Here is a 23406-nt window from a genome sequence, read left to right on the forward strand (position 1 = left end):
CGATCCCCACGGGATCGTTCCTTTTGCTTAAGGGCCCGGTTCCGGGGGCACGACCCTGTGTCGCCCCACGGCCCAGGCAGTCAAAGCCACGCTGTACGCCGCAGCGGCGGTTCGTCGCCGCCGGGCCGCTGTACCAGGACCTGGTTGACGCCTGTCAGGCCGCTTTCGAAACCCAGTGCGCTTGCAGCCATGTAAAGCCGCCAGACCCGGGCCCTTCCGAGGCCGCTGAGTTTCGCAGCCTGGTCCCAGTTTGCCTCCAGCCTGTGGACCCACGCGCGCAGGGTCAACGCGTAGTGGCGCCGCAGTGCCTCCACATCCAGGATCTCGAAGCCTGCTGCCTCCAGGGCGGAAACCATCTCGCCGAGGCTGATCATCTCCCCGTCCGGAAACACGTAACGGGGGATGAAGGAATTCGGATCGGGTTTGGTGGGACCGGCATTCCAGGAGATCGCGTGGTTTAGCAGCCGCCCGCCCGGCCGGAGCAGGCCGAACAAGGCAGCGGCGTAACCGGGGGTCTGCTCCCGCCCAACGTGCTCGGACATTCCGATCGAACTGATGGCATCGAACGGACCGTCCCCGATGTCCCGGTAATCCTGGACCCGGATGTCCACCCGTTCGGTCAGTCCGGCGTCTGCGGCCCGTTTCCGGGCCAGGATGGCCTGTTCCTTGGACAGCGTCACGCCCACAACGGTTGCGCCGTACTTCCCGGCCGCATGCAGGGAAAAACTGCCCCAGCCGCAGCCGACATCCAGCACGCGCATGCCCGGCCGGAGGCCAAGCTTGCGGCATACCAGGTCCAGCTTGGCCTCCTGCGCGGCGTCCAGGCCGTCGGCGAGCCGGCTCCCGGCATCCGGTTGCTCCGGGTGGTCGCTGTCTTCGGGCCACACGGCGCAGGAGTAGACCATGGACTGTCCCAGCACCAAGGCGTAGAAGTCGTTGCCCACGTCATAGTGATGCGAGATGGCTGCGGAGTCACGGCGGCGCGAGTGCAGGGGACCTCTCCGGGCCACCCTTGCCTCCTCCGGCGGTGGTGCAGGGTTGGGGCCCAGGGCGCCCAGCCGGACCGCGGTGCGCAGCAGCGTCCAGACTTCACCGGCGGTGAGCGGCCGGAACGGACCCGGCTCCGCGAACTTGCCCGCCGAGCTCAGGGCCGCGAACGCTGCGAAAATGTCCCCGGGAGAGTCGATCTCGCCAGCCACATAGGCACGGCTCAGGCCGAGCTGGCCCGGGGACCACAGGATCCGGCGCAGGGCGCGGCGGGATCGGAATTCAAGGACAGGCGCTCCCGCCGGCCCTGCCTCGGAACCGTCCCAAGCGCGGAGGCGCAGGGGTATTTCTTCAGTGCCAAGCACTACTGCCAGGGCCCTGGCGAGCCGCGATGCATTCCCGGTAGCTGTGGTCATGGTGCTCCTCCCGTCTCCATGGGCCAACACTAAGGCCGGAATACCTCGCGCGACTATCATTGGGGAGGTGAATTCTGCCCGAACCGACGTCATCGTCATTGGTGCGGGCCGGCCGGGTTCTCCGCTGCCTGTCACCTTCAGCGCCGTGGCTCCGGCTATGTAATGCTCGACGCCGGGGACGGCCCGGGTGGCGCCCGGCGGGACCGCCGGGAAAGCCTGCGGACGGCTTTGGAATGAGCGGCAGCAGTTCCGGGCAGCGGCACGTGCAACCAGAACAACGGAAAGCAGCGGGAACAGTTGGCATCAAACAGTCTTGGGGATCTCTTTGCAGCACTCCGGCGCAGGCCGGATGTGGAAGCACCCAACCTGCAGGCGTGGGACGCCACGGACCGGCTCCTGCTTGAGGCAGCCGGGGGACTGGTGGCTTCCGGAAGCGCAGTGGCCGTCATCGGGGACCGGTACGGTGCGCTGACGCTCGGGGCCCTCGCCGCGCTCAACCCGGGCTCCGTACGGGTCCACCAGGACCTGATCACCGGGGAGCGCGCCCTGCAGCTCAACGCGGCCGGGCTCCGTAGCGCCGGCCTGCTCCCGGCCGCCCCGGCGGGGATGCCCGCCGGTTCCACGGACGGGGAGCCGGGGTTCACCCAGCTGCCGCTTGGCCCGGAACTCCTGGCCGGGGCGCAGGCAGTACTGCTTCAGTTGCCCAAGACGCTGGCTGAGCTGGACGAGATCGCCGCCGCGGTGGCCCGCTACGCGGCACCGGGCGTTACGCTCCTGGCCGGCGGGCGGGTCAAGCACATGTCACTCGGCATGAACGCCGTGCTGGAACGCCACTTCTCTTCCGTCCAGCCGCAGCTCGCCAGGCAGAAGTCGCGCGTGGTCCTGGCGTGCGGTCCGCAAGGGGGCGGGAAGGGAAACTATCCCGTCGTCGAACACCTCGCCGAGCTCGACCTCGACGTCGCCGCCCATGGGGCAGTGTTCGCCGGCACCAAACTGGACATCGGTACCAGGTTCCTGCTGACGTTCCTCCCGGCCATGAAGGCGGCCCGGCACGCCGTCGACCTGGGCTGCGGCACGGGAATCCTTGCCGCCATGTACGCCCGGCAGCACCCTGGGGCAGCAGTGACCGCCACGGACCAGTCCGCCGCAGCAGTGGCCTCCGCGCAGGCAACGGCACAAGCCAACGGGCTGGAAGGCCGAATCACCGTCCTGCAGGATGACGCCCTCGGCAGCCTGGCGGCAGGCAGCGTGGACCTGGTCCTGCTCAACCCGCCGTTCCACGTCGGCGCCGGGGTCCATGCTGGAGCAGGCCTAAAGATGATTGAGGCAGCGGGACGGGTCCTCGCGCCCGGGGGCGAGCTGTGGACGGTCTTCAACCGCCACCTGCCCTACCTGCCCGCGCTGGAGCGGCACGTTGGGCCTACCGCCGTGAAAGGCAGGAACCCCAAGTTCACGGTGACGTTGAGCACCCGCCGCGGCGATGGATGAGCGGAACAGGCCGGCCCCGCTCCGCCCAGGGGGAGGACCGCCCTTGCCGCGCCGCGCCGTCGTGCCTGCCCTATGGGTCTGTGACCACGCGTAACGTACGATTCAAGCATCACCACAAGTATGTGGCCAAAGACGTTTAGGGGACGCCGTGACTGAGATCCGCCAATCCTCACCGAGGCGCGGAACCAACCTGCCCAAAATGGGGGACTTCAACCTCACGGTGATCCTGGACGCCATCCGAAGGGCTTCCGCCGGGCTGAGCCGGGTGGAGCTGGCCCAGATTGTGGGCCTCTCACCGCAGACCATCTCCAACATCTCCCGGCGCCTCCTTGACCAGAACCTCATCGTGGAGGCGGGCAAGGAAGGCAGCGGACCCGGCAAGCCGCGCACCATCCTGCGGCTCAACCCCGGCGGTGTGTTCGCGCTGGGTGTCCACCTGGATCCCGCTGTCACCACCTTCGTGGTCCTGGATCTGGTGGGCGCAGTGGTGCGGCACTCGAGGATCAAAACCCCCGGCGGCAACGATCCGTCGGCCGTTATTTCCACCATCGCTGAGGAGATCGCCCAGTTGGTGGAGGACTCCGGCGTGGACCGGGAGAGGATCGCCGGACTCGGCGTCGCTGCTCCCGGCCCCATCGACCTTGATAGCGGATCCGTGGTGGATCCGCCCCTGCTCCCCGGCTGGGACCGGGTGGAACTGCGCAGCGCCCTTTCCGAAGCCACGGGCTATTCCGTCCTGATGGACAAGGACGTCACCAGCGCCGCCGTCGCGGAAACGTGGGCCGGCGGCCCCAGCGGCTCCGGCAGCTTCGTCTTCATGTACATGGGCACCGGCATCGGCTGCGGCATTGTCCTCAATGACGAGGTTGTCCGGGGAACTTCCGGAAACGCCGGCGAGATCGGCCATATCGTGGTGGACCCGGACGGACCCCCTTGCGACTGCGGCCTGCGCGGCTGCGTGAAGTCCACCTGCATCCCGCAGGTGTTGGTGGCCGAAGCGGAGGCCGCCGGGATTTTGGACGGCACGCGGTCCGGGAACAGCGGCGCGGAGATCCAGCAAAGCTTTTCCCGGCTGTGCGACCTTGCGGACGAGGGAAACGAACAGGCCCTTGCCATCATCGACAAGTCCGCAGCGCGGGTAGCGCGTGCCGCCTCGGTGGTCACCAACACGCTGGACGTTGAGCGCGTGGTGTTCGGAGGGCCCTTCTGGAGCCGGCTGGCCGGTCGTTACCTCGAGAAGATTCCGGCGCTGCTCGAGGCCAACAGCGACACCCGGCTCATCCATCCCATCGAGGTAGTGGGCACCGGGGTAGGAGAGGACGTCGGAGCCATCGGAGCGGCCTCCCTGGTCCTGGAATATACGCTGGCGCCCCGGGCCCAGCGGCTCCTCCTGGAAAGTTGACCGGTGCGCCGCCGGCGGTGCCTTGCCTGGGTCAGGGCGTCCATCTAGCATTTGCTTATTGCCGCGGCTGGGGGCCCGCTGACAACGGGGACCGCAGCCATTGACCGAATGGAGCACCATGCGTCGCCAGTCGCTGAAGACCATGTCCCTCATCGCTTCGGCAATGATTGTCCTGACGGCGTGCAACCCGGCTGATCCGGCGGGTGCTTCCAAGACCCTGAAGGTGGCTTACCAGAAGACGGACTCCTTCACCGCCCTGGATACCATGCTCCAGGCCGCCAAGCAGGAGTTCGAGGCGGCGAACCAGGGTGTCAAGGTCGAGCTGCAGCCCATCCAGGCGAACGACGACGACTACGGCACCAAACTGGCGCTTGCCCTCCGGTCGCCGTCCACGGCACCGGACGTGTTTTACGAGGACACCTTCAAGGTCCGCTCCGACGTGGACGCCGGTTACCTCCTCAAGCTGGACAGCCACCTTGAGGGCTGGGCGGACTGGGATACGTTCGACGACGGCGCCAAGGCGGCAGGGCGCGCGGACGACGGCGGGACGTACGCGGTGCCGCTGGGCACGGACACCCGCGCCATTTGGTACAACCGGAAGGTCCTGGAAAATGCCGGGATCAGCCTTCCCTGGCAGCCGCGGAGCTGGCAGGACATCCTGGACACCGCCCGGAAGATCAAGGCCAACGACCCCACGGTGATCCCGTTCAACATGTACGCGGGCAAGGGCACCGGCGAGGGCTCTGTGATGCAAAGCTTCTACGAGCTGCTGTACGGGACGGGGTCTGCCCTGTATGACGAAGATGCCGGCAAATGGGTGGTTGGGTCCGCCGGTTTCCGGGACTCGCTGGGATTCCTTGAAACGCTGTATGAAGAGCAACTGGCGGTTTCGCCGGCTGAAGCGCTGGACGCGAATGTCTGGAAAAAGGTCTTTGGTGAATGGTTCCCGAACGCCAAAATGGGGGCCACGGTGGAAGGCTCCTACGCGCCGTCGTTCTGGCAGGATGGCGGTTCCTACGAGTGGCCCGGCTACGAGCAGGAGATCGGCGTGGCCCCTTTCCCCACCCAAAACGGCCAGGCGCCCGGTGCCGTGAGCATGTCGGGCGGCTGGACCCTGGCGCTCGGGGCGGGGACGAAGGAACCGGAACTGGCTTTCAACTTCCTCTCAACGGCGCTCAACAAGAAGAATTCGTTGGCCTTCACCGTGGAGAGCTCGCAGATTGCCGTCCGAAAGGACGTGGCTGCCGAGAAGGAGTACCTGGATGCCAACCCGTTCGTCAGGGATGTATCCGAGCTTGTCTCGGTGACCCGGTACCGGCCGGCAACTGCTGACTACCCCCGGATTTCAGCGGCCGTCCAGGAGGCCACGGAAGCCGTCATCACCGGCAACAAATCCCCCCAGGAGGCAGCGGCGGAGTACGACGCCGCCGTGGCCGGGATCGTGGGCGGCGACAACACCGTCCGGCAGTAGCCCGTTGCAGCTACCCGCCACGGCACGGCAACTGTTTCGGTACCTGCCGGTCCTTCCTGCTGTGCTGCTCCTCCTCGTCTTTCTTGCCGGACCCGTGCTCTGGGCCTTCCACGCGTCCCTCACCAACGCCGGCCTGACCGGGCGCAGCGCCCGCAACCCCTTATGGGTGGGGCTGGACAACTACGGCCGGCTGCTGGCGGACCCGGTGTTCCCGCTCTCGCTTTTCCTCACGGTGGTGTTTGTCGGTGGTTCGGCGGTACTGGGCCAGAACCTGCTGGGGCTCGCCCTGGCGGTGTTGATGCGCCGGGCCCGGCCGGTGGTGTCCACGGTCGTTGGCACCACGGTGGTAGCTGCCTGGGTCCTTCCCGAGATCGTTGCTGCCTTTGCCGCCTATGCCTTTTTCAGCGGCGACGGGACGCTGAACCAGCTCCTGGGGAGCCTGGGGCTTGGCCGGCCGGACTGGCTCTACGCCTTTCCCATGGTGGCCGTAACGCTCGCCAACGTGTGGCGGGGAACCGCGTTTTCCATGCTGGTGTACCGTGCGGCACTGAACGATGTTCCGGCCGAGGTGACAGAGGCGGCCCAGATGGACGGCGCGCATGGCTGGCAGCGGCTCGCCTTCATCACGCTGCCGATGATCCGCGGAAGCATCACCACGAACCTGATGCTGATCACGCTGCAGACACTGGCGGTGTTCACGCTGGTGTGGGTGATGACTGCCGGTGGACCGGCCAACGCTAGCACCACGCTTCCTGTCCTGGCCTACCAGGAGGCCTTCAAATTCGGGGACATTGGCTACGGGACAGCGGTCGCCTCGGTGCTTATCCTCATTGGCGCGGTCTTCGGCCTGGTGTACGTCCGGCTGCTCCGGGAACGGAATCCATGAGCGCTCCCGCCAGGACAGCCCGCACGCGTCCGGCCACCACTGGAAGCCGGCAGCGGCGCCGGGCCGGCAGCACTCCGGCTGACGTGGTGCTGCTCCTGATCGGAGCCGGCTTCCTGTTGCCGCTGCTCTGGCTCATCCTGGCGTCCCTCGATGCCGAAGCCGGACATGAACTAAGGATTCCTGCCGAAGCCGGCGCGGACAATTTCGCCGCCGTCCTGACCCCGGAACTGCTGTTCCGGCCACTGTGGAACAGCGTGGTGTTGTCCGGGGGTACGGCCGCCGTGACCCTGGTTGCAGCCGTCCTGGCTGCCTATCCGCTCTCCCGCTACCAGTCCCGGTTCAACCGGCCGTTCATGTACACCGTCCTCTTCGGAACATGCCTGCCCATCACTGCCATCATGGTCCCGGTGTACGGCCTCTTCGTCCAGTTCGAGCTGCTCGACTCGATGCCCGCCACCATCTTCTTCATGGCCACCACCACCCTGCCCATGGCCATCTGGATGACCAAGAACTTCATGGACGGCGTGCCGGCATCGCTGGAGGAAGCCGCCTGGGTGGACGGTGCAACGCGGATGGCTGCGCTCCGAACCATTGTGCTGCCGCTGATGAGGCAGGGGCTGGGCGTGGTGTTCATCTTTGTGTTCATCCAGGCGTGGGGCAACTTCTTTGTGCCGTTCGTGCTGCTCCTGTCCGAGGCACGGCAGCCCGCCGCGGTATCCATCTTCAGTTTCTTCGGACAGCACGGGGCTGTTGCGTACGGCCAGCTGGCCGCGTTCTCCGTCCTGTATTCCCTGCCGGTGCTGGTGCTCTACGTCATTGTGGCCAGGGGCGCCGACGGTTCCTTTGCCTTGTCCGGAGCCGTCAGGGGGTAGCCGGGCAGCGCGGGTTTCGCATCACCGCCGGCAACGGCTGCAGCCCGGCACGGACCATGGCGGCCCCTGCCAAGCGACTTTCCCGGGGCAGGAGGAGTCAGTCGATGTCCTCGATGACCACTCCGTACGGCAGGCTTTCGTCCAAGTGCGCCTGGTGGCCTGTGGCTCCGGGATTGTAGATGACCCGGACCCCGTGCAGCTTGTCCGCCGCGGACTGCAGCAGGACAGGCCTGACAGTGCTGATGAACATCTCGCTTTTGTCGGCGAGAAACTCCTTGTAACTGGCTGGAAGCTCGCTCATGTCAAAAGGATAGACCCGGGCGCCCTTGATGGGGAGGGCTCCCCATTGCCGAAAGTGCAGCCCCGTTCTTGGATAGGATGGCGGCGGAGTGCAGCCGGTCCGGCAGCAAAGCCCAGTTCAGCCACCAGGGGGAGTCCGAGTGCTTTCAACCAGCGCGTCCGCAAGAATTGAACCCGCGGAACTGGCCCGGGCGCAGCAGGTTGTGGCGAACATCGCCAGAAGCTTCGAGGCCAAGGTGGTGGGGCAGGCAAGGCTGCGGGAATCACTGCTGGTTGGCCTGCTGACCGGCGGCCACATCCTCCTGGAAAGCGTCCCCGGGCTTGCCAAGACCACCGCCGCGCAGACGGTGGCGGAAGCCGTCAGCGCAGAGTTCCGCCGGATCCAGTGCACCCCGGACCTGCTGCCCAGTGACATCGTGGGGACCCAGATCTACGACGCTGCCAAGGGCACCTTCATCACCCAACTGGGACCGGTGCACGCCAACATTGTCCTCCTGGACGAGATCAACCGTTCCAGCGCCAAAACGCAGAGCGCCATGCTCGAAGCGATGCAGGAACGCCAGACCTCCATCGGCGGCCAGGAATACCGGCTGCCCTCGCCCTTCCTTGTCCTGGCCACCCAGAACCCCATCGAGCAGGAAGGCACGTACCAGTTGCCGGAGGCGCAGATGGACCGGTTTATGCTCAAGGACGTGCTGGACTATCCCTCCCCGGCGGAGGAAGCGGAAATCATCCGGCGCATTGATGCGGGGGTGTACACGCCGGAGCAGGCGCCCCCCGCCGCAGCCTCGCTGGAGGCCGTCACGGCGGTCCAGGAACTCGTCCGGCGCGTCTACGTAGACCCTGCCGTCATCAACTACATCGTGGGGCTGGTCTTCGTCACCCGGAACGCCGGGCAGTACATCGACCCGCGGCTGGCCGGGTTCATCGAGTTCGGTGCCAGCCCCCGGGCCAGCATCGCCTTCAGCCAGGCTGCGCGGGCCGTCGCCCTGCTGAACGGCAGGGACCACGTCATTCCAGAGGACGTCAGAACGCTCGCCCACCGGGTCCTCCGCCACCGCCTGATCCTGAACTTTGACGCTGTGGCGGAAGAGGTACGGGTGGAAACGGTGATTGACGCCGTCGTCGCTGCCGTCCAAACCCCCTAGGCCGGCGTGACCAGCCTCCTGCAGCGGGTGAAGTCCAACATGGCCATCTTCGCGCACCGCAAGGCCCGCGGCATGCTCGACGGCGAATACGGCTCGGTGTTCCGCGGGCGCAGCCTGGACTTCGATGACCTCCGTGCCTACGTTCCCGGCGACGAAGTCCGCGACATCGACTGGAAGGCGTCGGCCCGGCACGGCTCGCCGCTGATCAAACGGTACGTGGCGGTCCGCCGGCAGAGCGTCATCCTGGTCACGGACTCGGGCCGCAACATGGCCGCGGCAGCCTACAGTGGGGAAACCAAGAAGGACATCGCTGTGATGGCGCTGGGGGTCATGGGGTACCTTGCCCACCGGCACGGTGACGTGGTGGGACTGGTGTGCGGCGATTCCGGGGGCACAACGTCACTGCCCGCCAAAGCCGGTGAGGCCCATCTGGAACGCCTCCTGCGGCAGGTGCACTCGGCGGCGACGCTGGACGCTGCGCCCAGCAGGATCGAGGACCAGCTCCACCATGTAGCGCGCAAGGTGAAGGGGCGCAACCTGCTGTTCGTCGTTGCCGACGAACTTGCGGCCAGCCCGGCCTTGGGGCAGTTGCTGCGCCGGCTTCGGGCCCAGCACGAGGTCCTCTGGCTCACGGTCCGGGACGCAGGACTGGCCCCTGGGGACCCGCTCCTTCAGCCGGAGCAGGGCCTGCCTGATTCCTACAGCGTCAGCGGTTCCCGCCCCCTTCTTGCGCACCTTGCCCGGGACCCGGCAGTCGCCGCGGCCTATGCCAACGCCGTGGCAGAACGGGACGCCGGGCGTAGGGCCATGCTGCGCCAGGCCGGGATCACGGAAGGCGAAGTGGCCGGAACCGGGGGCGTGATGACGGCCCTGTTCGCCCTCCTGGAAAGGCACCGACGTGCAGGCTGAACCGGAGTTCTACGGACCGCTGGAGTATGCCCCCGTCTGGGGCTGGGCCGGTGCAGGACTGCTGGTGATGGTTGCCGCCTGGTACGCGTTCGTGTTTGCCGCCACCCGCAAGCCACTGGGCGTGCAGGCCCGCCACCGACCTGCACGCCTGACCGAGCTGGCAGGACTCAAGGCGGCGTACCTGCAGAGGATCGATGACGTGGAACGTGACGCCGCCGCCGGAAAGCGGAGCGCCCGGGACTCCCACCAGGAAATCAGCCTCCTGCTGAGGAAATTCATCCGCGACGCCACCGGAGTGGATGCGCCCCGCATGACCCGGACGGACCTCGCGGAACATCCGCTGCCGGCCGCCGCATCCGCCGTCGGGCAGCTGTATCCGGCCGAGTTCGGCCCCGAGCCCCTTCCCTCCGTCGCAGGCTCCGCGGCCGCGGCACGCAAGGCGGTGCAGGCATGGAACTGATGTGGTGGTGGCTGCTGCCGCTGGCCGCCGTGGCAGCCGGCGCTGCCCTATGGGCTGCCCTGCGGCCGGACAGGAATGCCAACGCACGACGCCGGCCGGTGGCCCATGCGGACCGGCTCACCGTGCTGCCGGAGTACCAGTTAGCCGTGCGGCGGTACTGCCGCTGGCTCGCAGTGGCCGCGCTCGCCTGCGCGTCCCTGCTGGTTTCCACGGCTGTGGCGGCGGCACGACCCGCCGAGGTGGCCACCATCCGGCCGGAACAGCACAACCGCGACATCATGCTGTGCCTCGACGTTTCGGGCTCCATGAGCAGTGCCGACGCCGCCGTGGTGGACGTCTTCTCGGAACTGGCCGCCGAATTCGACGGCGAACGCATCGGCCTGACCGTTTTTGACAGCACGGCCATCCAGGTTTTTCCGCTGACCGACGACTACGGCTACGCCCGGGAGCAGCTGCAGCTCGCACGGGACGCCTTCAACGGGAAACCCGGCAGTTCCGGATTCCTCGACGGGACGTGGAGCGGCCGGGGCTCCTCCCTGATCGGCGACGGCCTGGCGTCCTGCCTCACCAGCTTCCCCCGCGGGACGGAACAGGCCGGAAACCGGGACACTGGCATCAACCGCCCATCCGGCCAACCGGCGCGCTCGCGGTCAGTGGTCCTGGCAACGGACAATTTCCTCTCCGGAGACCCCATCATGACCCTCGGGGAAGCGGCCGCCCTTGCCAGGGACAGGGCTGTGCGCGTGTATGCACTGAACCCGGGTGACCTTGACTACGGCCCAGGCCAGGATCAGCCAGGGGAGCAGTTGCGGGCTGCGGCGGAATCCACGGGCGGTGCCTATTACGCCCTGGACAACCCCGAAGCTGTGCCGGGCGTCGTGCGGGGCGTCGAGGAAACGGAAAAGTCGGCTCTTCAGGGCGCGCCGCGGGCGGTCGTCTCGGACGAGCCGGGACTGCCGCTCACCGCGGCCCTCCTCTCCGGGCTGGTCCTCGCCGTCGCCGGCTGGCGGTTGCGGCCATGACCCTGCAACCGATCCTTCCCTGGTGGCTGCTGCTTCCCGTCATGGTGGCGGCCCTCGGGTTCCTGGGATGGCGGCTTTACCGGGGAGCGGGGACTGCTGTGCGGACGGCTGCGGAGCGAAGTGCGGGAGCCAACGTCCGCGCCTGGATGCCCCGAAGCGCACTGGTACTGCTCCTCCTCGGCGCGGCGCTGCGGCCCGGACTGCCGGGCGGCACGGCCCAGGCAGCCACCGCCGACCTCAACGTGTTTTTTGTGGTGGACACCACCACCAGCATGGTCGCGGAGGACTACGGCAACGCCGGACCCAGGATGGAGGGAGTGCGGCAGGACATCGCGGCCATCGCCGAGGAACTGCCCGGCGCCCGCTTTTCCGTCATCACCTTCGACACCAAAGCCCATGTCCGGATGCCGCTGACCACCGATACCCTGGCGCTGGAAACCATCATCTCTGTGCTGGAGCCGCAGGTCACGGCCTATGCCAAAGGAAGCACCATCACCGCAGCCCGGAAGGTGCTGGCCGAACGCCTCACCGCAGCCCGGCAGAGCCACCCTGAGCGGCCCCGGCTCGTCTACTACCTTGGCGATGGCGAGCACACCAGCCCGAAGGAACCGGAAGCCCTGGACCTGGCGGATGGCCTGGTGGCCGGGGGAGCAGTGCTGGGCTACGGCACACCAGGCGGCGGAAGGATGCGCGAAAACACCGGGCGGGAAAGCGCCGGGCAGGAGCACCACGGAGGTTCCACGGAAGGCGAGGACGCCCCCTATGTCCAGGACAGCACCGCCGGTGCCGGCGGGGAGGCGCAGCCTCGGGATGCACTGTCCAGGATTGATGAGCCCCGGCTGCGGGAGCTCGCAGGGCAGCTGGGCGTTCCCTATGTCCACCGGTCGTCCGGCGACCCCGTTGCGCCGATGATGCAGGATGCCCGCCCTGCGGTGCCCGAATCCGGGGGCACGCTCGAACGCCCGGGCAGTGACGGATCCCTGGCGGGGCGGACCGAGCTGTACTGGATCCTCGCGGCCGGTGCCTTCGTGCTGGGGTTGGCGGAGGCCATCGTGATTATTCGCCGGCTCCGTGAAGTGCGGGCCCTTGTCCCGGCCTCGGCCGGCCGGCGATCCCAGGATGGAAAGGCGGAGGACGGGTGACGTCCCTCGAGCGCGACGCGGGCAGCCGGCCGGCACGGCGCCGCCGCCTCCTCGCGTGGTCCGCCTTGCCGGTGGTCCTGGCCGTGTGCATCGCCGTCAAACTGCTCAGCCTTGGATTGCTGGGAGGCCGGGCAGCGGACGCCTTCGACGCCGCCGACGCGGCATCCGTCCGGGCCGCCGCGGACGCCCTGCAGCCGGCAAACCTCATCGAACCCCACAAGGCGCCCTTCGCCGCCGGGGATGCCGATGTCCTTGACGGCAATTTCGCCGCGGCGCGCCTCCGCTTCGAGGAAGCGCTGGACCTTGTTCCCCCGGCCCGGTCCGAGTCGGCCGAAGCCTGCGTCATCAGGGTGAACCTGGTCCTGGCCATCGAGCGCCTCGGCGACGAAAAACTGCAGGCAGGTGAACCCGCGCCGGCGGCCGGCCTGTTCAGGGAGGCACTCGCAGCCGCGGAAGCAGCACCCGACGGATGCTTTTCCGAGGGACAGCCCGGCGGGACGGGGGACCGGCTGGCGGGAGCTGACGCACGCCTGCAGGAAAAACTCTCGGCCGCCGGCAACAAGCCGGCGCCGGACGTAGGACCGGCGGAGGACACACCCGGTGAGGACGGCCAGGCTTCGCCGCTGCAGAGCCAGCTCCAGCAGTTGGAGGACAGCGCCCGGCAGGGCCAGCGCGAACGCAACAGCGGCCGCGAACGGGAGGAATACCTGGGGGACACTGAATATGCGCCCGGCCCGGAGCGCCCCTGGTAGCGCCGGGCGCAACGAACAAAATTCCGAAAAGATCCAAAAGAGGGCGTAAAACTGAGTCTTAATTCGGAGGCCAACTTGAATACGTGCCCGGCCGCTCATAGAGTCTTATACAAGTTACCCCGGTAACGTGTCAGCGATCCTCCGTGTGGAGGGTGTGGGTGCCCCCATGTGGGCCTGACATTTGCTCACGGACAACTTCATTTCAGGGCGTACCAGCCGCGGCTGCGTCCTCGTGGAGTCCTTCCGTGTTCCCCAAACTCAATTCATTGCCGGCCCGCCGTCGCATTTGCCGACAGCAGCCGTCAATGGCCCAAAGCCAAGGACGCAAATGTCGCCACCAAGCCTTATTGAAACGCACCCGAATCTCTCCGACGCCGCTCCGGTGGCGCTTTCCTACGAGCTGTTCCCGCCACGTTCGCCGGCAGCCGCGGAAACGCTCTGGACCACCATCAGGGAACTGGAAACCACCGCACCGGACTACGTTTCCGTCACCTACGGTGCCAGCGGCTCCAACCGGGATACCGCCGTCGAGCTCATCAACCGCCTCCTCCTGGAAACCACGCTCCGGCCCCTGGCCCACCTGACCTGCGTGGGCAACACGCCCCAGGAACTTGCGGGAATCATCGGCGAGCTGCTGGATACCGGCGTGCGCGGCATCCTTGCCCTCCGCGGCGACCTGCCCAGGGACGGCGGCGAACCGGCCGAAGGGTCGCTGCGCTATGCGCAGGACCTGATCGAACTGATCCGCCGGGTTGAACAGCGCCGGTCCGCCCTGCTCTGCGCCGGGAAGATCGCCGTGGGCGTCGCTGCCTACCCCACCCGGCACCCGGAGTCACCGAGCGAAGCGCACGACGTCGAGGTGCTGCTCGCGAAGCAGCGGTCCGGCGCGGACTTCGCCATCACGCAGGTCTTCTTCCACACGGAGCAGTATGCCGACCTCCTGACGAGGGCACGCCGGGCCGGGGTCACCATCCCGATCATCCCCGGTGTCATGCCGCTCACCAGCCTCCGGCGACTGAAGCGGCTCGGCGAGCTGACAGGCGTGGAGCCGGCTCCCGAACTGCTGGAACGCATGGCCGCGGCGGACAGCGACGCGGAACGCATGCGGATCGGCGTCAGCGCCACCGTGGACCTTGCCAACGCAGCACTGGAAGCCGGAGCGCCGGGCATCCACCTCTACACCTTCAACGAACACCAAAGCGCCCTGGACGTGCTGGACAAGCTGGCCCTCCCGCGGCGCACCCGCTCCAGCCGCCGCGAAGCCGTGGCCGGCCAGCTCGCCAGCTGAGCCCGCCAAAGCCCAACGTCTTTTAGCTGAACGCTTTTTAGCTGAACACCCTTCAGCTGTGCGCCCTCCAACGGGCCTTCCGCACACATTCCAACTCCCCAGGAGATTCCCATGACTGACATCAACAACGCCACCACGCCCTTTCCCGCCGCTTCCCTGCTGGGATACCCCCGCATCGGCCGCCGCCGCGAACTCAAGAAAGCCGTCGAGGCCTACTGGGGCGGCAAGATCGACGCCGCCGCCCTGGACACCGCCGCCAAGGACATCCAGCTGTCCATCGCCAGGCGCCTGCAGGAACTCGGCCTCACGGAAGCCGCAGCCGTACCGGGCACCTTCTCCTACTACGACCAGGTCCTGGACACCACTGCCCACCTCGGCGCCGTGCCTGCCCGCTTCGGCAAGCTGCTCAACGCCGAGGGACAGCTGGACATCGACGGCTACTTCACCCTTGCCCGCGGCAACAAGGAACAGCAGCCGCTGGAAATGACCAAGTGGTTCGACACCAACTACCACTACCTGGTGCCGGAAATCGGGCCGGAGACCGGGTTCAGCCTGGCCACCACCGCGAAGGTTGACGAGTTCGCCTTCGCCCTGGCCAACGGCATCGAAACCCGCCCGTACATCGTTGGCCCGGTCACGTACCTGCTGCTGTCCAAGGCTTCCGACGGCGCCCCGGCCGGTTTCGCGCCGCTGTCCCGCCTCGAGGACATCCTGCCCGTCTACGTCCAGCTGCTTGAGAAGCTCGCCGCCGCCGGCGCCAGCTGGGTCCAGCTGGACGAACCCGCACTCGTAGTTGACCAGGACACCCCGGCCGTCGAAATCGAAGCAGCCGTGGCCCGCGCCTACGAGGTCCTCACCGCTGCAGCGAACCGCCCGCAGATCCTCGTCTCCACCCCGTACGGTTCGCTCGACGGCCAGCTCGGCACCCTCGCAGCCACCAACATCGACGCCCTGCACATTGACGTCTTCAAGGGCGCCGTTCCTTCCGCCGCGGCACTCGCCGGGCTGGGCAGCAAGACCCTGGTTGCCGGCGTCGTTGACGGCCACAACATCTGGCGCAACGACCTCGCCGCTTCGGCTGCCAAGCTGGACGCCCTGAAGGCAGCTGCAGGCAAGGTCACCGTCTCCACCTCCACTTCCACGCAGCACGTGCCGCATGACGTTGCCGAGGAGACGCAGCTCTCCGAACAGCTGCGCAGCTGGCTGGCGTTCTCCGACCAGAAGGCGGTTGAGGTCAGGACCCTCGCGTCATACCTGGCCGACCCCGCTTCCGCGAAGGCCGCCATTGACGAGGCAACAGCAGTGATTGCTTCCCGCGCCACCGCCGCAGGGGTCCGCCGCACGGACGTCCGTGCCCGCACCGAGGCGCTCACCGCCGCTGACTTCAGCCGCTCGGAGTACCCGGTCCGCGAGGCCGCCCAGGAACAGGCGCTGCACCTGCCGCCGCTGCCCACCACCACCATCGGCTCCTTCCCGCAGACCTCGGAGATCCGTTCGGCCCGTGCCCGCAACAACAAGGGCGACCTCACCAACGAGCAGTACGAACAGCTCATGAAGGATGAGATCAAACGCGTCGTTGAACTCCAGGAAGAGCTGGGCTACGACGTCCTGGTGCACGGCGAGCCCGAGCGCAACGACATGGTGCAGTACTTCGCCGAGAACCTTGAGGGCTTCGACGTCACGGTCCACGGCTGGGTCCAGTCCTACGGCTCCCGCTGCACCCGGCCGTCCATCCTCTGGGGCGACGTCACCCGCAGCGCCCCCATCACGGTGGAGTGGGCCAAGTACGCACAGTCCCTGACCAGTAAGCCGATGAAGGGCATGCTCACCGGCCCGGTCACGATCCTCGCCTGGTCCTTCGTCCGCGACGACCAGCCGCTGCGCGAAACCGCCAACCAGGTTGGCCTGGCCCTGCGCGACGAAATCGCCGACCTCGAAGCTGCCGGCATCAAGGTCATCCAGGTGGACGAGCCCGCGCTGCGCGAGCTCCTGCCGCTGCGCAAGGCTGACCACGAGGACTACCTGAAGTGGTCCGTGGATTCCTTCCGCCTGGCAACGGCCGGTGCAGCCGACGCCACCCAGATCCACACCCACCTCTGCTACTCGGAGTTCGGCGTGATCATCGACGCGATCGACGGCCTCGACGCGGACGTGACCTCCATCGAGGCAGCCCGCTCACGCATGGAGGTTGTCCACGACCTCGAGTCCCACGGCTTCGGCCGCGGCGTTGGCCCGGGCGTCTATGACATCCACTCGCCGCGCGTGCCGGGTGAGGGTGAAGTCACCGAACTGCTGGCCACCGCCGTCAAGCACGTTCCGTCCCGCCAGCTCTGGGTCAACCCGGACTGCGGCCTGAAGACCCGGGGCTACGCCGAGACCGAAGAGTCCCTGCGCAACCTGGTCAAGGCAACCCAGGCAGTCCGCGCCGGCTTGCTGGAGTCAGCGAAGTAAGTACATAAAGAACGACGTCGGCTGGTCACTTCAGGTGACCTGCCGACGTCGTTCTTTTGTTTGATGGTCGAGCCCGTCGAAACCTAGGACTCCCACACAATTTCGTCGTCCACCACGCCGTCTTCGTCGGCGGAGGCCACCAGCACCTCGTCGGTGAAATGCTCACCCAGGGTGAAGTCCAGGACGAAGTAGCGTTCGGGCTGTCCGGGGTAGATGCCCACGTGGCCGAGTTTCAGGGCCTTCAGGAACACCTCGTTGGTGAGCTGGCTGCGGTCTGATATCCCGAAGACCTTCTGCAGGTGCTCATCCTTGAGGGCGTTGCAGTGGAAGTGCAGGTACTCCTGCGGGCTGGTGCCTTCCTGCTCCAGTTCTTCCGCGATCATGTCCCGGACCTCGTCCACGAGCTCGGGCAGGAACCGCAGGCGGTAGTCCACCTTGTGCAGCGCGGCCTCGTCGAAGTGGTCGTGGGCGGTCACGTTCAGGTCGAGTTCCAGCGGGTGGCCGCGCAGTTCATGCTTCGCGGCGATCAAGTGATCCCTGCCGTGGTTGAGCTCAATCTCTCCAAAGTGCCGGCTCGCTACCTTGCTCATAGTTTCAACATAGACCCGAACAGCGGTGCATTCCAGCGTTCGGGCCTAATTCACCGCGGTGCGCATCCCGGCGAGCGTCTCGGCCAGGAGGTCGACGAACAGCTGGACCCGGGCGGTCTTCCGCTCATTGATCAGGAGCGCAAAGACGTTCCGGGCCATCCGGATTTCGGGAACGTCCAGCACCACCACGCCCGCCGGCTTGTTCCGCAGCGCGAGTTCCGGCACCAAAGCCGCGCCCAGCCCCGCGGCGGCCATCTCCAGGCTCGCGTGGAAATCGTCACTGTGCGCCACCACCCGCGGATGCAGGTTGCAGCCGGCGAACAGTCGCTCAATCACCATGGCGTCGCTGGTGCCCGGGTGGTGCATGATCCACGGCATCTCGGAGAGATGGTCAGCCGCCACCTTGGCATCGGAGCGGAAGCCCCATCCGGCGGGCAGCACCACCCGGAAGTCGTCGTCGCCGATCCATTGCCGGTTGATGGTGTTCGGCCACGCAAAACCGGTCTGGCCAACCTGAAAGACCACGGCGAGGTCCAGGTCACCGCCGGTGCGCAGCCCCTGGATGGTCTGCCCGGGTTCAGCCACGGACACCTTCAGGTCGATGCCCAGGTTCTTCCACGACGGGTTCTTCAGGATCCGTGGCAGGACATAGGTGGCCAGGCTGGGAAAGATCCCCAGCCTTAGTTCCTGGCTGGCTGAATCCTGCGTCCTGGAAGCAGCGGCCATCAGGGCTTCAATGTCCGTGAGGACCTTGGCAGCGTGGCGGGTCATGACGACGGCGGCTTCCGTGGGCACCACGCGGCGCGCCGAGCGCTGGAACAGGACGACGCCGGTGTCGCGTTCCAGGGCGGACATCTGCTGGGAGACGGCCGAGGCCGTGTAGCCCAGGGTTGCCGCTGCGGCTGCGAATGAACCGAGCCGGGTGACCTCCAGGAGGGTCTTCAGGTGTACCGGGTTTACCACCCGCCCACAGTACTCCGCCGCGGCCGCCGAAAAAACTGCCGCCCATCCCACCCATCCGCGGGGCACCTGGTGCCGAATTGCCCTCTGCATACCCAGCCCAGCGGCAAATGTTCAGCAGAGGAGCATACATTGTCACCTAACCCAGCAGTAAGCGGAGGCGGGCGACGGCGGGTGGCCGTCATTGGCAGCGGCGTGGCCGGCCTGACTGCCGCCTACGTCCTCAACCGGCAGGACGACGTCACGCTGTTCGAAGCGGATTCCCGGCTGGGAGGGCACGCGGACACGCATGACCTGCCGCAGCCGGACGGGTCCTCCCTGGGCGTCGATACCGGCTTCATCGTGCACAATGAACGGACGTACCCCACTCTGCTGCGGCTGTTCGCCGAACTGGGGGTAGAGACGCAGGATTCTGAAATGAGCATGTCCATCCGGTGCGACGGCTGCGGCCTGGAGTACGCCGGGGCCCGCGGGGGCGGACGCGGCATCATCGCCCGCCCCTCCAGCCTCCTGCGGGGCCGTTACCTGCTGATGCTGCTCGAGGTCACCCGCTTCTACCGGAAGGCCCGGGCCCTCCTGGAGACCACACCCGTTTCCGCGGTCAACCCGGAACTGGCCGCACCTGAGCAGACCCTTGGCGAGTTCCTGGAACGCGAAAAATTCAGCTCCTACTTCATCTCGCACTTCATGACCCCGGTGGTCAGCGCCGTGTGGTCCTGCGACCCAACCACCGCGCTGGCGTACCCCGCCCGCTACCTCTTCACGTTCCTGGGCCACCACGGCATGCTGGGCGTCAAAGGCTCGCCGCAGTGGCGGACGGTCAGCGGCGGCTCGGCCAAGTACGTCGAGAAGCTCGCGGCCACGCTGGCAGATGTCCGGCTCAACACGCCGGTGACCGCCGTCCGGCGCCACGAGCTTGGCGTCGAGCTGGTGACGGAACATGGCGTGGAGGATTTCGAGGCGGTTGTCATCGCCACCCATCCTGCGCAGGCCCTCGGGTTCCTGGCCGATGCCACGCCTGCCGAAAAGGAAGCGCTTGGCGGGATGCCGTACTCCGTAAACCACACTGTCTTCCATCGGGACCCGGCCGTCCTGCCCGCCTCGGACAATGCCAAGGCCTCCTGGAACTACCGCCTGCCGTCCTGCGAAGCCCGGCCGGACAAGGTCCTGGTGAGCTACGACCTGACCCGGCTGCAGCGGCTCAGCCCGGCTGACGGCATGCCCTACCTGGTGAGCCTGGGGGAGTCGGAGCTGATTGCGGATGACCGGGTCCTCAAGCGGATGGTGTACGAGCACCCGCAGTACACCCCCGAGTCGCTGCAGGCCCAGCAGGCAATCGCGGGCCTCAGTGACAACCGCATCGCGTACGCCGGTGCCTACCTCGGCTGGGGCTTCCATGAGGACGGCGCGCTTTCCGGCGTGCGGGCCGCCGAGGCGCTGGGCCGTTCCTGGCCCGTTGCCCAGGCTGCCGATCTGCCCGGCTCCCGCGACGGCGGGGAACGGGAGCTGCTGTCCGCGGCGGAACCCGCATGACCACTGCCCCAGCCCTCTACCGCACGTCCATATCGCACGTGCGGCGCACACCGCTGAAGAACGCGTTCACGTACCGCAACTACAGCTGGTTCGTGGATGTGGACCAGCTCCCGCGGCTACCGTTCCTGCTCCGGCCGCTGGCCGTGTTCAAGGCCGGTGACCATCTCGGGGATCCGCATGCCAGCATCCGCAGCAACGTGGAGCGCTACCTGCGCACCCAGGGCATAGAGCCCGACGGCGGCGCTATCCACATGCTGACCAGCGCCAGGGTTTTCGGTTACGTCTTCAACCCCCTGACGCTGTTCTGGTGCTATCGCACCAGCGGTGAGCTCGAGTGCGTGGTGGCCGAGGTCCACAACACGTACGGGGAGCGCCACTGCTACCTGCTCCGGACGGATGCGGCCGGCCGGGCTTCGGTGCCCAAGGCGTTCTATGTCTCACCCTTCAACGACGTAAGCGGGCAGTACCGGATGAAGCTGCCTGCGCCGGGGGAGCGGCTGGCGGTGTCCATCGTGCTGGAGCGCGAAGGCCACCGGCCCTTCGTGGCCAGCATGGACGGCATCCGCCGGCCCGCCACCCTCCGGAACATCCTTGCGGCCGCCCTTGCGGTGCCGGCCGCGCCGCTGCTGGTTTCCGCACTCATCAGGGTGCAGGGCATTACACTCTGGGCAAGACGCCTTCCGGTCGTCGCCCGGCCACACCACCCCTCACAGGAGGCAGTTCAATGACAATGACGGACGACAACCAAGCAACTGCGGCCTATGTCGGAGGCAAGGCAACAGGCACAGCCGCCGATAGGGCTGGACTCATGGCAGCAGGCGACGCTGCCGGCAAGGCCCCCGCGCACTCTCCCGCAGCCTGGACCGCGGCCGGCGTGCCGGCGTCGCCCGCCACCATCGATCCGGACCTGTGGCCGGAAGTGGCCCAGCCGCCGTCGGGCGCCAAGGCTGCCGTGGCCGGCAAAGCCGCCGGCCTCCTGTTCAAAGGAGCCGTGAAGCGGCTGCCGCTGCGGGTGGAGTACCCGGATGGCACCGTGCTGGGCACCGGCGGTCCGGACGCGCCGGTCATGACCATGATGCGGCCGGAGGCGTTCGAAGCCAGGATCGGCGACAACGGCCTGATCGGGCTGGGCGAGTCGTTTATGGCCGGAGACTGGGAAGCCAGCGACCTGGCTGGCGTCCTTGAGGTGTTCGCGGCGTCGGTGGACACGCTCATCCCCACTCCTTTGCAGAAGCTGCGCTCGCTGTACCTGCCGCGCACGCCCCGCCAGGAACGGAACGCAGAACAGAATACGCGCAGCAACATTTCGCGGCACTACGACCTGTCCAACGACCTGTTCTCCAACTTCCTGGACACCACCATGAGCTACTCGGCGGCACTGTTTCCGTCCGACGCCGGGCCGCTCGCCTCGGTTGGCTGGGAGGCGCTGGCCGAAGCCCAGCAGGCAAAGATCGACAGGCTGCTGGACAAGGCCGGCGTCGGAGCCGGGACCAGGCTCCTGGAAATCGGCACCGGCTGGGGTGAATTGGCGCTTCGGGCAGCAGCCCGTGGCGCCACCGTCTACTCCGTGACCCTGTCCAGCGAACAGCAGGCGCTGGCGCAGGAGCGGATCGCGGCGGCCGGCTACGCGGACAGTGTGACCGTGGCCCTCCAGGACTACCGTGCGGTGGAGGGCGAGTACGACGCCGTCGTGTCCGTAGAGATGATCGAGGCGGTGGGCTACGAGTACTGGCCCATCTACTTCCAGACCATCGACCGGGTGCTGGCCCCCGGCGGCAAGGTGGCCATCCAGGCGATCACCATGCCGCACGGCCGCATGCTCGCAACCCGCAACGCGTACACGTGGGTGCACAAGTACATCTTCCCGGGCGGGTTCCTGCCGTCCGTCCGCGCCATCGAGGGCGTGACGCAGCAGCACACCTCGCTGCGCGTGCGGGAGCGGATGGGCATGGGGGACCACTACGCCGCCACCCTGCGGTTGTGGGAGGAACGGTTCCTGGAGCGGTCCCGCGAGGTGGGGGAGCTGGGCTTCGACGCCGTGTTCCAGCGGATGTGGCTGTTCTACCTCTGCTACTCGCGGGCGGGATTCCAGTCCGGCTACCTGGACGTGCAGCAGATCGTGCTGGACCGCCGGGAGGCGCTGCTCTAGCGCTTCATAGATAAGGCGGCGGCCGTCGTCGTGCGTTTCATCACCAGGAGGGGTTCCGAAGGTCACTTCGGGGCCCCTTTCCTGTGCCACGGACCCCTCCAGCACCCCTCGGCAGGGGCCGCGACACGCCGTCTTTCCAGCGACACGCTGGGCGTTAAATGTGGCTAAGTACTCCACAGGGTGTGGATTCAGTCCACGAATTTGGCGGGATTCCGGACATTTTGAGGGACCTTGCCTGTGGATTAACGGTGCATTAAATGACATACTTGTAATACATCATCTTGGGGTTCCGAAGAGGCGTCTGCACTAGATGTAGTATCTACATACAGCTTGGGCGGGAACACCGGACGAGCAAGTTTTTCCAGAAAAGGGGACAGGAATCATGACCGTAACGGTTTACACCAAGCCTGCTTGTGTTCAGTGCAACGCCACCTACCGGGCTCTCGACAAAAAGGGCATCACGTACCAGAGCGTTGACATCTCCCAGGACGCCGAAGCCCTCGAGCGACTGAAGGCACTGGGCTACATGCAGGCACCCGTTGTGGTCACGGACCAGGACCACTGGTCGGGTTTCCGCCCGGACAAGATCGAGGAACTGGCCCTCTCCGCCGTTTCCTCCGTGGCTTAAGGCCTTTCCCTGCCGACAAACAACAACCAGCCGAGGTGACTCTTACGGCAGCACCAGCAGTCCAGGATTTCCACGTGGCTCAGCGCGTGGCATCTTCAGGGCCGGTCCCGGCGGTTGTTACGGAGAGCCAGCTTATCTATTTCTCCTCGGCGTCCGAGAACACCAGCCGCTTTGTCTCCAAGCTTGGCCGCGACGCGGCCCGGATTCCGCTCCTGGCCAAGGACGCACCCCTGCTCGCCACCCGGCCGTTCGTGCTGGTGGTGCCCACCTACGGCGGCACCGGGGGAGAGGGCTCCGTTCCCAAGCAGGTCATCCGGTTCCTGAACAACCCGCAGAACAGGCAACTGCTGCGCGGGGTCATCGGTGCCGGCAACACAAACTTCGGGGACAACTACTGCATGGCGGGGGACATCATCGCCGCCAAATGCCAGGTACCCCACCTCTATAGATTCGAACTTATGGGAACGCCGGAAGACGTCACCCGGGTCAACCAAGGATTGGATACGTTTTGGACACGACTGTCGCAGACACAGAAGTAACCAGGGCCCAGAA

22 protein-coding genes are annotated in these 23406 nt (G+C 66.9%); 18 read left to right on the forward strand and 4 right to left on the reverse strand.

What is annotated here, in order from left to right; genetic code table 11:
• Positions 1-80: 80 nt before the first annotated feature.
• Positions 81-1403 (reverse strand): class I SAM-dependent methyltransferase, encoded by a 1323-nt coding sequence (locus tag GK109_RS18555; protein ID WP_157241975.1) that lies wholly within the window; start codon positions 1401-1403, stop codon positions 81-83.
• Between the two features lie 297 nt (positions 1404-1700).
• Between GK109_RS18555 and GK109_RS18565 the strand changes: the two genes are divergently transcribed.
• The 5 genes from GK109_RS18565 to GK109_RS18585 all read left to right on the forward strand — a co-directional run bounded on the left by GK109_RS18565 (position 1701) and on the right by GK109_RS18585 (position 7522).
• Entirely contained in the window at positions 1701-2891 is a 1191-nt protein-coding gene (locus GK109_RS18565; protein ID WP_157241976.1) for a methyltransferase, read from the forward strand.
• A 199-nt stretch (positions 2892-3090) separates the two neighbouring features.
• Positions 3091-4293 (forward strand): ROK family protein, encoded by a 1203-nt coding sequence (locus GK109_RS18570; protein ID WP_157243127.1) that lies wholly within the window; start codon positions 3091-3093, stop codon positions 4291-4293.
• A gap of 118 nt (positions 4294-4411) precedes the next feature.
• Positions 4412-5764: an extracellular solute-binding protein gene (locus GK109_RS18575; RefSeq protein ID WP_157241977.1), complete on the forward strand. Its 1353-nt coding sequence runs from the start codon at positions 4412-4414 to the stop codon at positions 5762-5764.
• Between the two features lie 4 nt (positions 5765-5768).
• Entirely contained in the window at positions 5769-6650 is an 882-nt protein-coding gene (locus GK109_RS18580) for a carbohydrate ABC transporter permease (RefSeq protein WP_157241978.1), read from the forward strand.
• A complete protein-coding gene (locus GK109_RS18585; protein ID WP_157241979.1) occupies positions 6647-7522 on the forward strand; it encodes a carbohydrate ABC transporter permease in 876 nt (291 codons plus the stop codon). Before GK109_RS18580 ends, GK109_RS18585 begins: the two co-directional genes overlap by 4 nt.
• 97 nt (positions 7523-7619) lie before the next feature.
• On the opposite strand, the gene GK109_RS18590 is transcribed toward GK109_RS18585, so the two are convergent.
• Positions 7620-7823, reverse strand: coding sequence for a hypothetical protein (locus GK109_RS18590; protein ID WP_157241980.1), 204 nt, complete (start codon positions 7821-7823; stop codon positions 7620-7622).
• A 139-nt stretch (positions 7824-7962) separates the two neighbouring features.
• On the opposite strand from GK109_RS18590, the gene GK109_RS18595 reads away from it, so the two are divergent.
• The 8 genes from GK109_RS18595 (at position 7963) to metE (ending at position 16994) form a co-directional block, all read left to right on the forward strand.
• Positions 7963-8970: an AAA family ATPase gene (locus GK109_RS18595; RefSeq protein ID WP_370460690.1), complete on the forward strand. Its 1008-nt coding sequence runs from the start codon at positions 7963-7965 to the stop codon at positions 8968-8970.
• Positions 8971-8976: 6 nt separating this feature from the next.
• Positions 8977-9879: a DUF58 domain-containing protein gene (locus GK109_RS18600; protein ID WP_370460691.1), complete on the forward strand. Its 903-nt coding sequence runs from the start codon at positions 8977-8979 to the stop codon at positions 9877-9879.
• Positions 9869-10339 carry a hypothetical protein gene (locus GK109_RS18605; RefSeq protein ID WP_321213731.1) on the forward strand — a complete coding sequence of 157 codons (471 nt, stop codon included), beginning with the start codon at positions 9869-9871 and terminating at the stop codon, positions 10337-10339. The genes GK109_RS18600 and GK109_RS18605 overlap by 11 nt, the downstream gene beginning before the upstream one ends.
• A complete protein-coding gene (locus GK109_RS18610) occupies positions 10330-11361 on the forward strand; it encodes a VWA domain-containing protein (protein ID WP_157241981.1) in 1032 nt (343 codons plus the stop codon). The genes GK109_RS18605 and GK109_RS18610 overlap by 10 nt, the downstream gene beginning before the upstream one ends.
• A complete protein-coding gene (locus GK109_RS18615; RefSeq protein WP_197432497.1) occupies positions 11358-12503 on the forward strand; it encodes a VWA domain-containing protein in 1146 nt (381 codons plus the stop codon). Before GK109_RS18610 ends, GK109_RS18615 begins: the two co-directional genes overlap by 4 nt.
• On the forward strand, positions 12500-13255 hold the full coding sequence (locus GK109_RS18620) for a hypothetical protein (RefSeq protein ID WP_370460692.1): 756 nt from the start codon (positions 12500-12502) through the stop codon (positions 13253-13255). Before GK109_RS18615 ends, GK109_RS18620 begins: the two co-directional genes overlap by 4 nt.
• A 328-nt stretch (positions 13256-13583) precedes the next feature.
• On the forward strand, positions 13584-14543 hold the full coding sequence (locus GK109_RS18625) for a methylenetetrahydrofolate reductase (protein ID WP_157241983.1): 960 nt from the start codon (positions 13584-13586) through the stop codon (positions 14541-14543).
• A gap of 111 nt (positions 14544-14654) precedes the next feature.
• On the forward strand, positions 14655-16994 hold the full coding sequence (gene metE / locus GK109_RS18630) for a 5-methyltetrahydropteroyltriglutamate--homocysteine S-methyltransferase (protein WP_157241984.1): 2340 nt from the start codon (positions 14655-14657) through the stop codon (positions 16992-16994).
• A gap of 83 nt (positions 16995-17077) precedes the next feature.
• Here the strand turns inward: metE and GK109_RS18635 are convergent, their stop codons facing one another.
• Together GK109_RS18635 and GK109_RS18640 are read right to left on the reverse strand one after the other, a co-directional pair.
• The gene (locus GK109_RS18635; RefSeq protein ID WP_157241985.1) at positions 17078-17584 is read right to left on the reverse strand and encodes a DUF2004 domain-containing protein; all 507 of its coding nucleotides are present in this window, start codon (positions 17582-17584) and stop codon (positions 17078-17080) included.
• Positions 17585-17629: 45 nt separating this feature from the next.
• Entirely contained in the window at positions 17630-18547 is a 918-nt protein-coding gene (locus GK109_RS18640) for a LysR family transcriptional regulator (protein ID WP_370460693.1), read from the reverse strand.
• A 129-nt stretch (positions 18548-18676) separates the two neighbouring features.
• Between GK109_RS18640 and GK109_RS18645 the strand changes: the two genes are divergently transcribed.
• The 5 genes from GK109_RS18645 to nrdI all read left to right on the forward strand — a co-directional run bounded on the left by GK109_RS18645 (position 18677) and on the right by nrdI (position 23393).
• Positions 18677-20077, forward strand: a complete 1401-nt coding sequence (locus GK109_RS18645; protein WP_157241986.1) for an NAD(P)/FAD-dependent oxidoreductase — start codon at positions 18677-18679, stop codon at positions 20075-20077.
• Positions 20074-20805 (forward strand): DUF1365 domain-containing protein, encoded by a 732-nt coding sequence (locus GK109_RS18650; protein WP_157241987.1) that lies wholly within the window; start codon positions 20074-20076, stop codon positions 20803-20805. The genes GK109_RS18645 and GK109_RS18650 overlap by 4 nt, the downstream gene beginning before the upstream one ends.
• The gene (locus GK109_RS18655; RefSeq protein WP_197432498.1) at positions 20802-22226 is read left to right on the forward strand and encodes a class I SAM-dependent methyltransferase; all 1425 of its coding nucleotides are present in this window, start codon (positions 20802-20804) and stop codon (positions 22224-22226) included. Before GK109_RS18650 ends, GK109_RS18655 begins: the two co-directional genes overlap by 4 nt.
• A gap of 382 nt (positions 22227-22608) precedes the next feature.
• Complete coding sequence (gene nrdH, locus GK109_RS18660) at positions 22609-22854, forward strand: glutaredoxin-like protein NrdH (protein ID WP_013601222.1); 246 nt, start codon at positions 22609-22611, stop codon at positions 22852-22854.
• Between the two features lie 74 nt (positions 22855-22928).
• Positions 22929-23393, forward strand: a complete 465-nt coding sequence (gene nrdI, locus GK109_RS18665) for a class Ib ribonucleoside-diphosphate reductase assembly flavoprotein NrdI (protein ID WP_370460694.1) — start codon at positions 22929-22931, stop codon at positions 23391-23393.
• The last annotated feature ends 13 nt before the right edge of the window (positions 23394-23406 follow it).

Source organism: Pseudarthrobacter sp. GA104 (genome assembly GCF_009741265.1).
Lineage (GTDB): Bacteria > Actinomycetota > Actinomycetes > Actinomycetales > Micrococcaceae > Arthrobacter.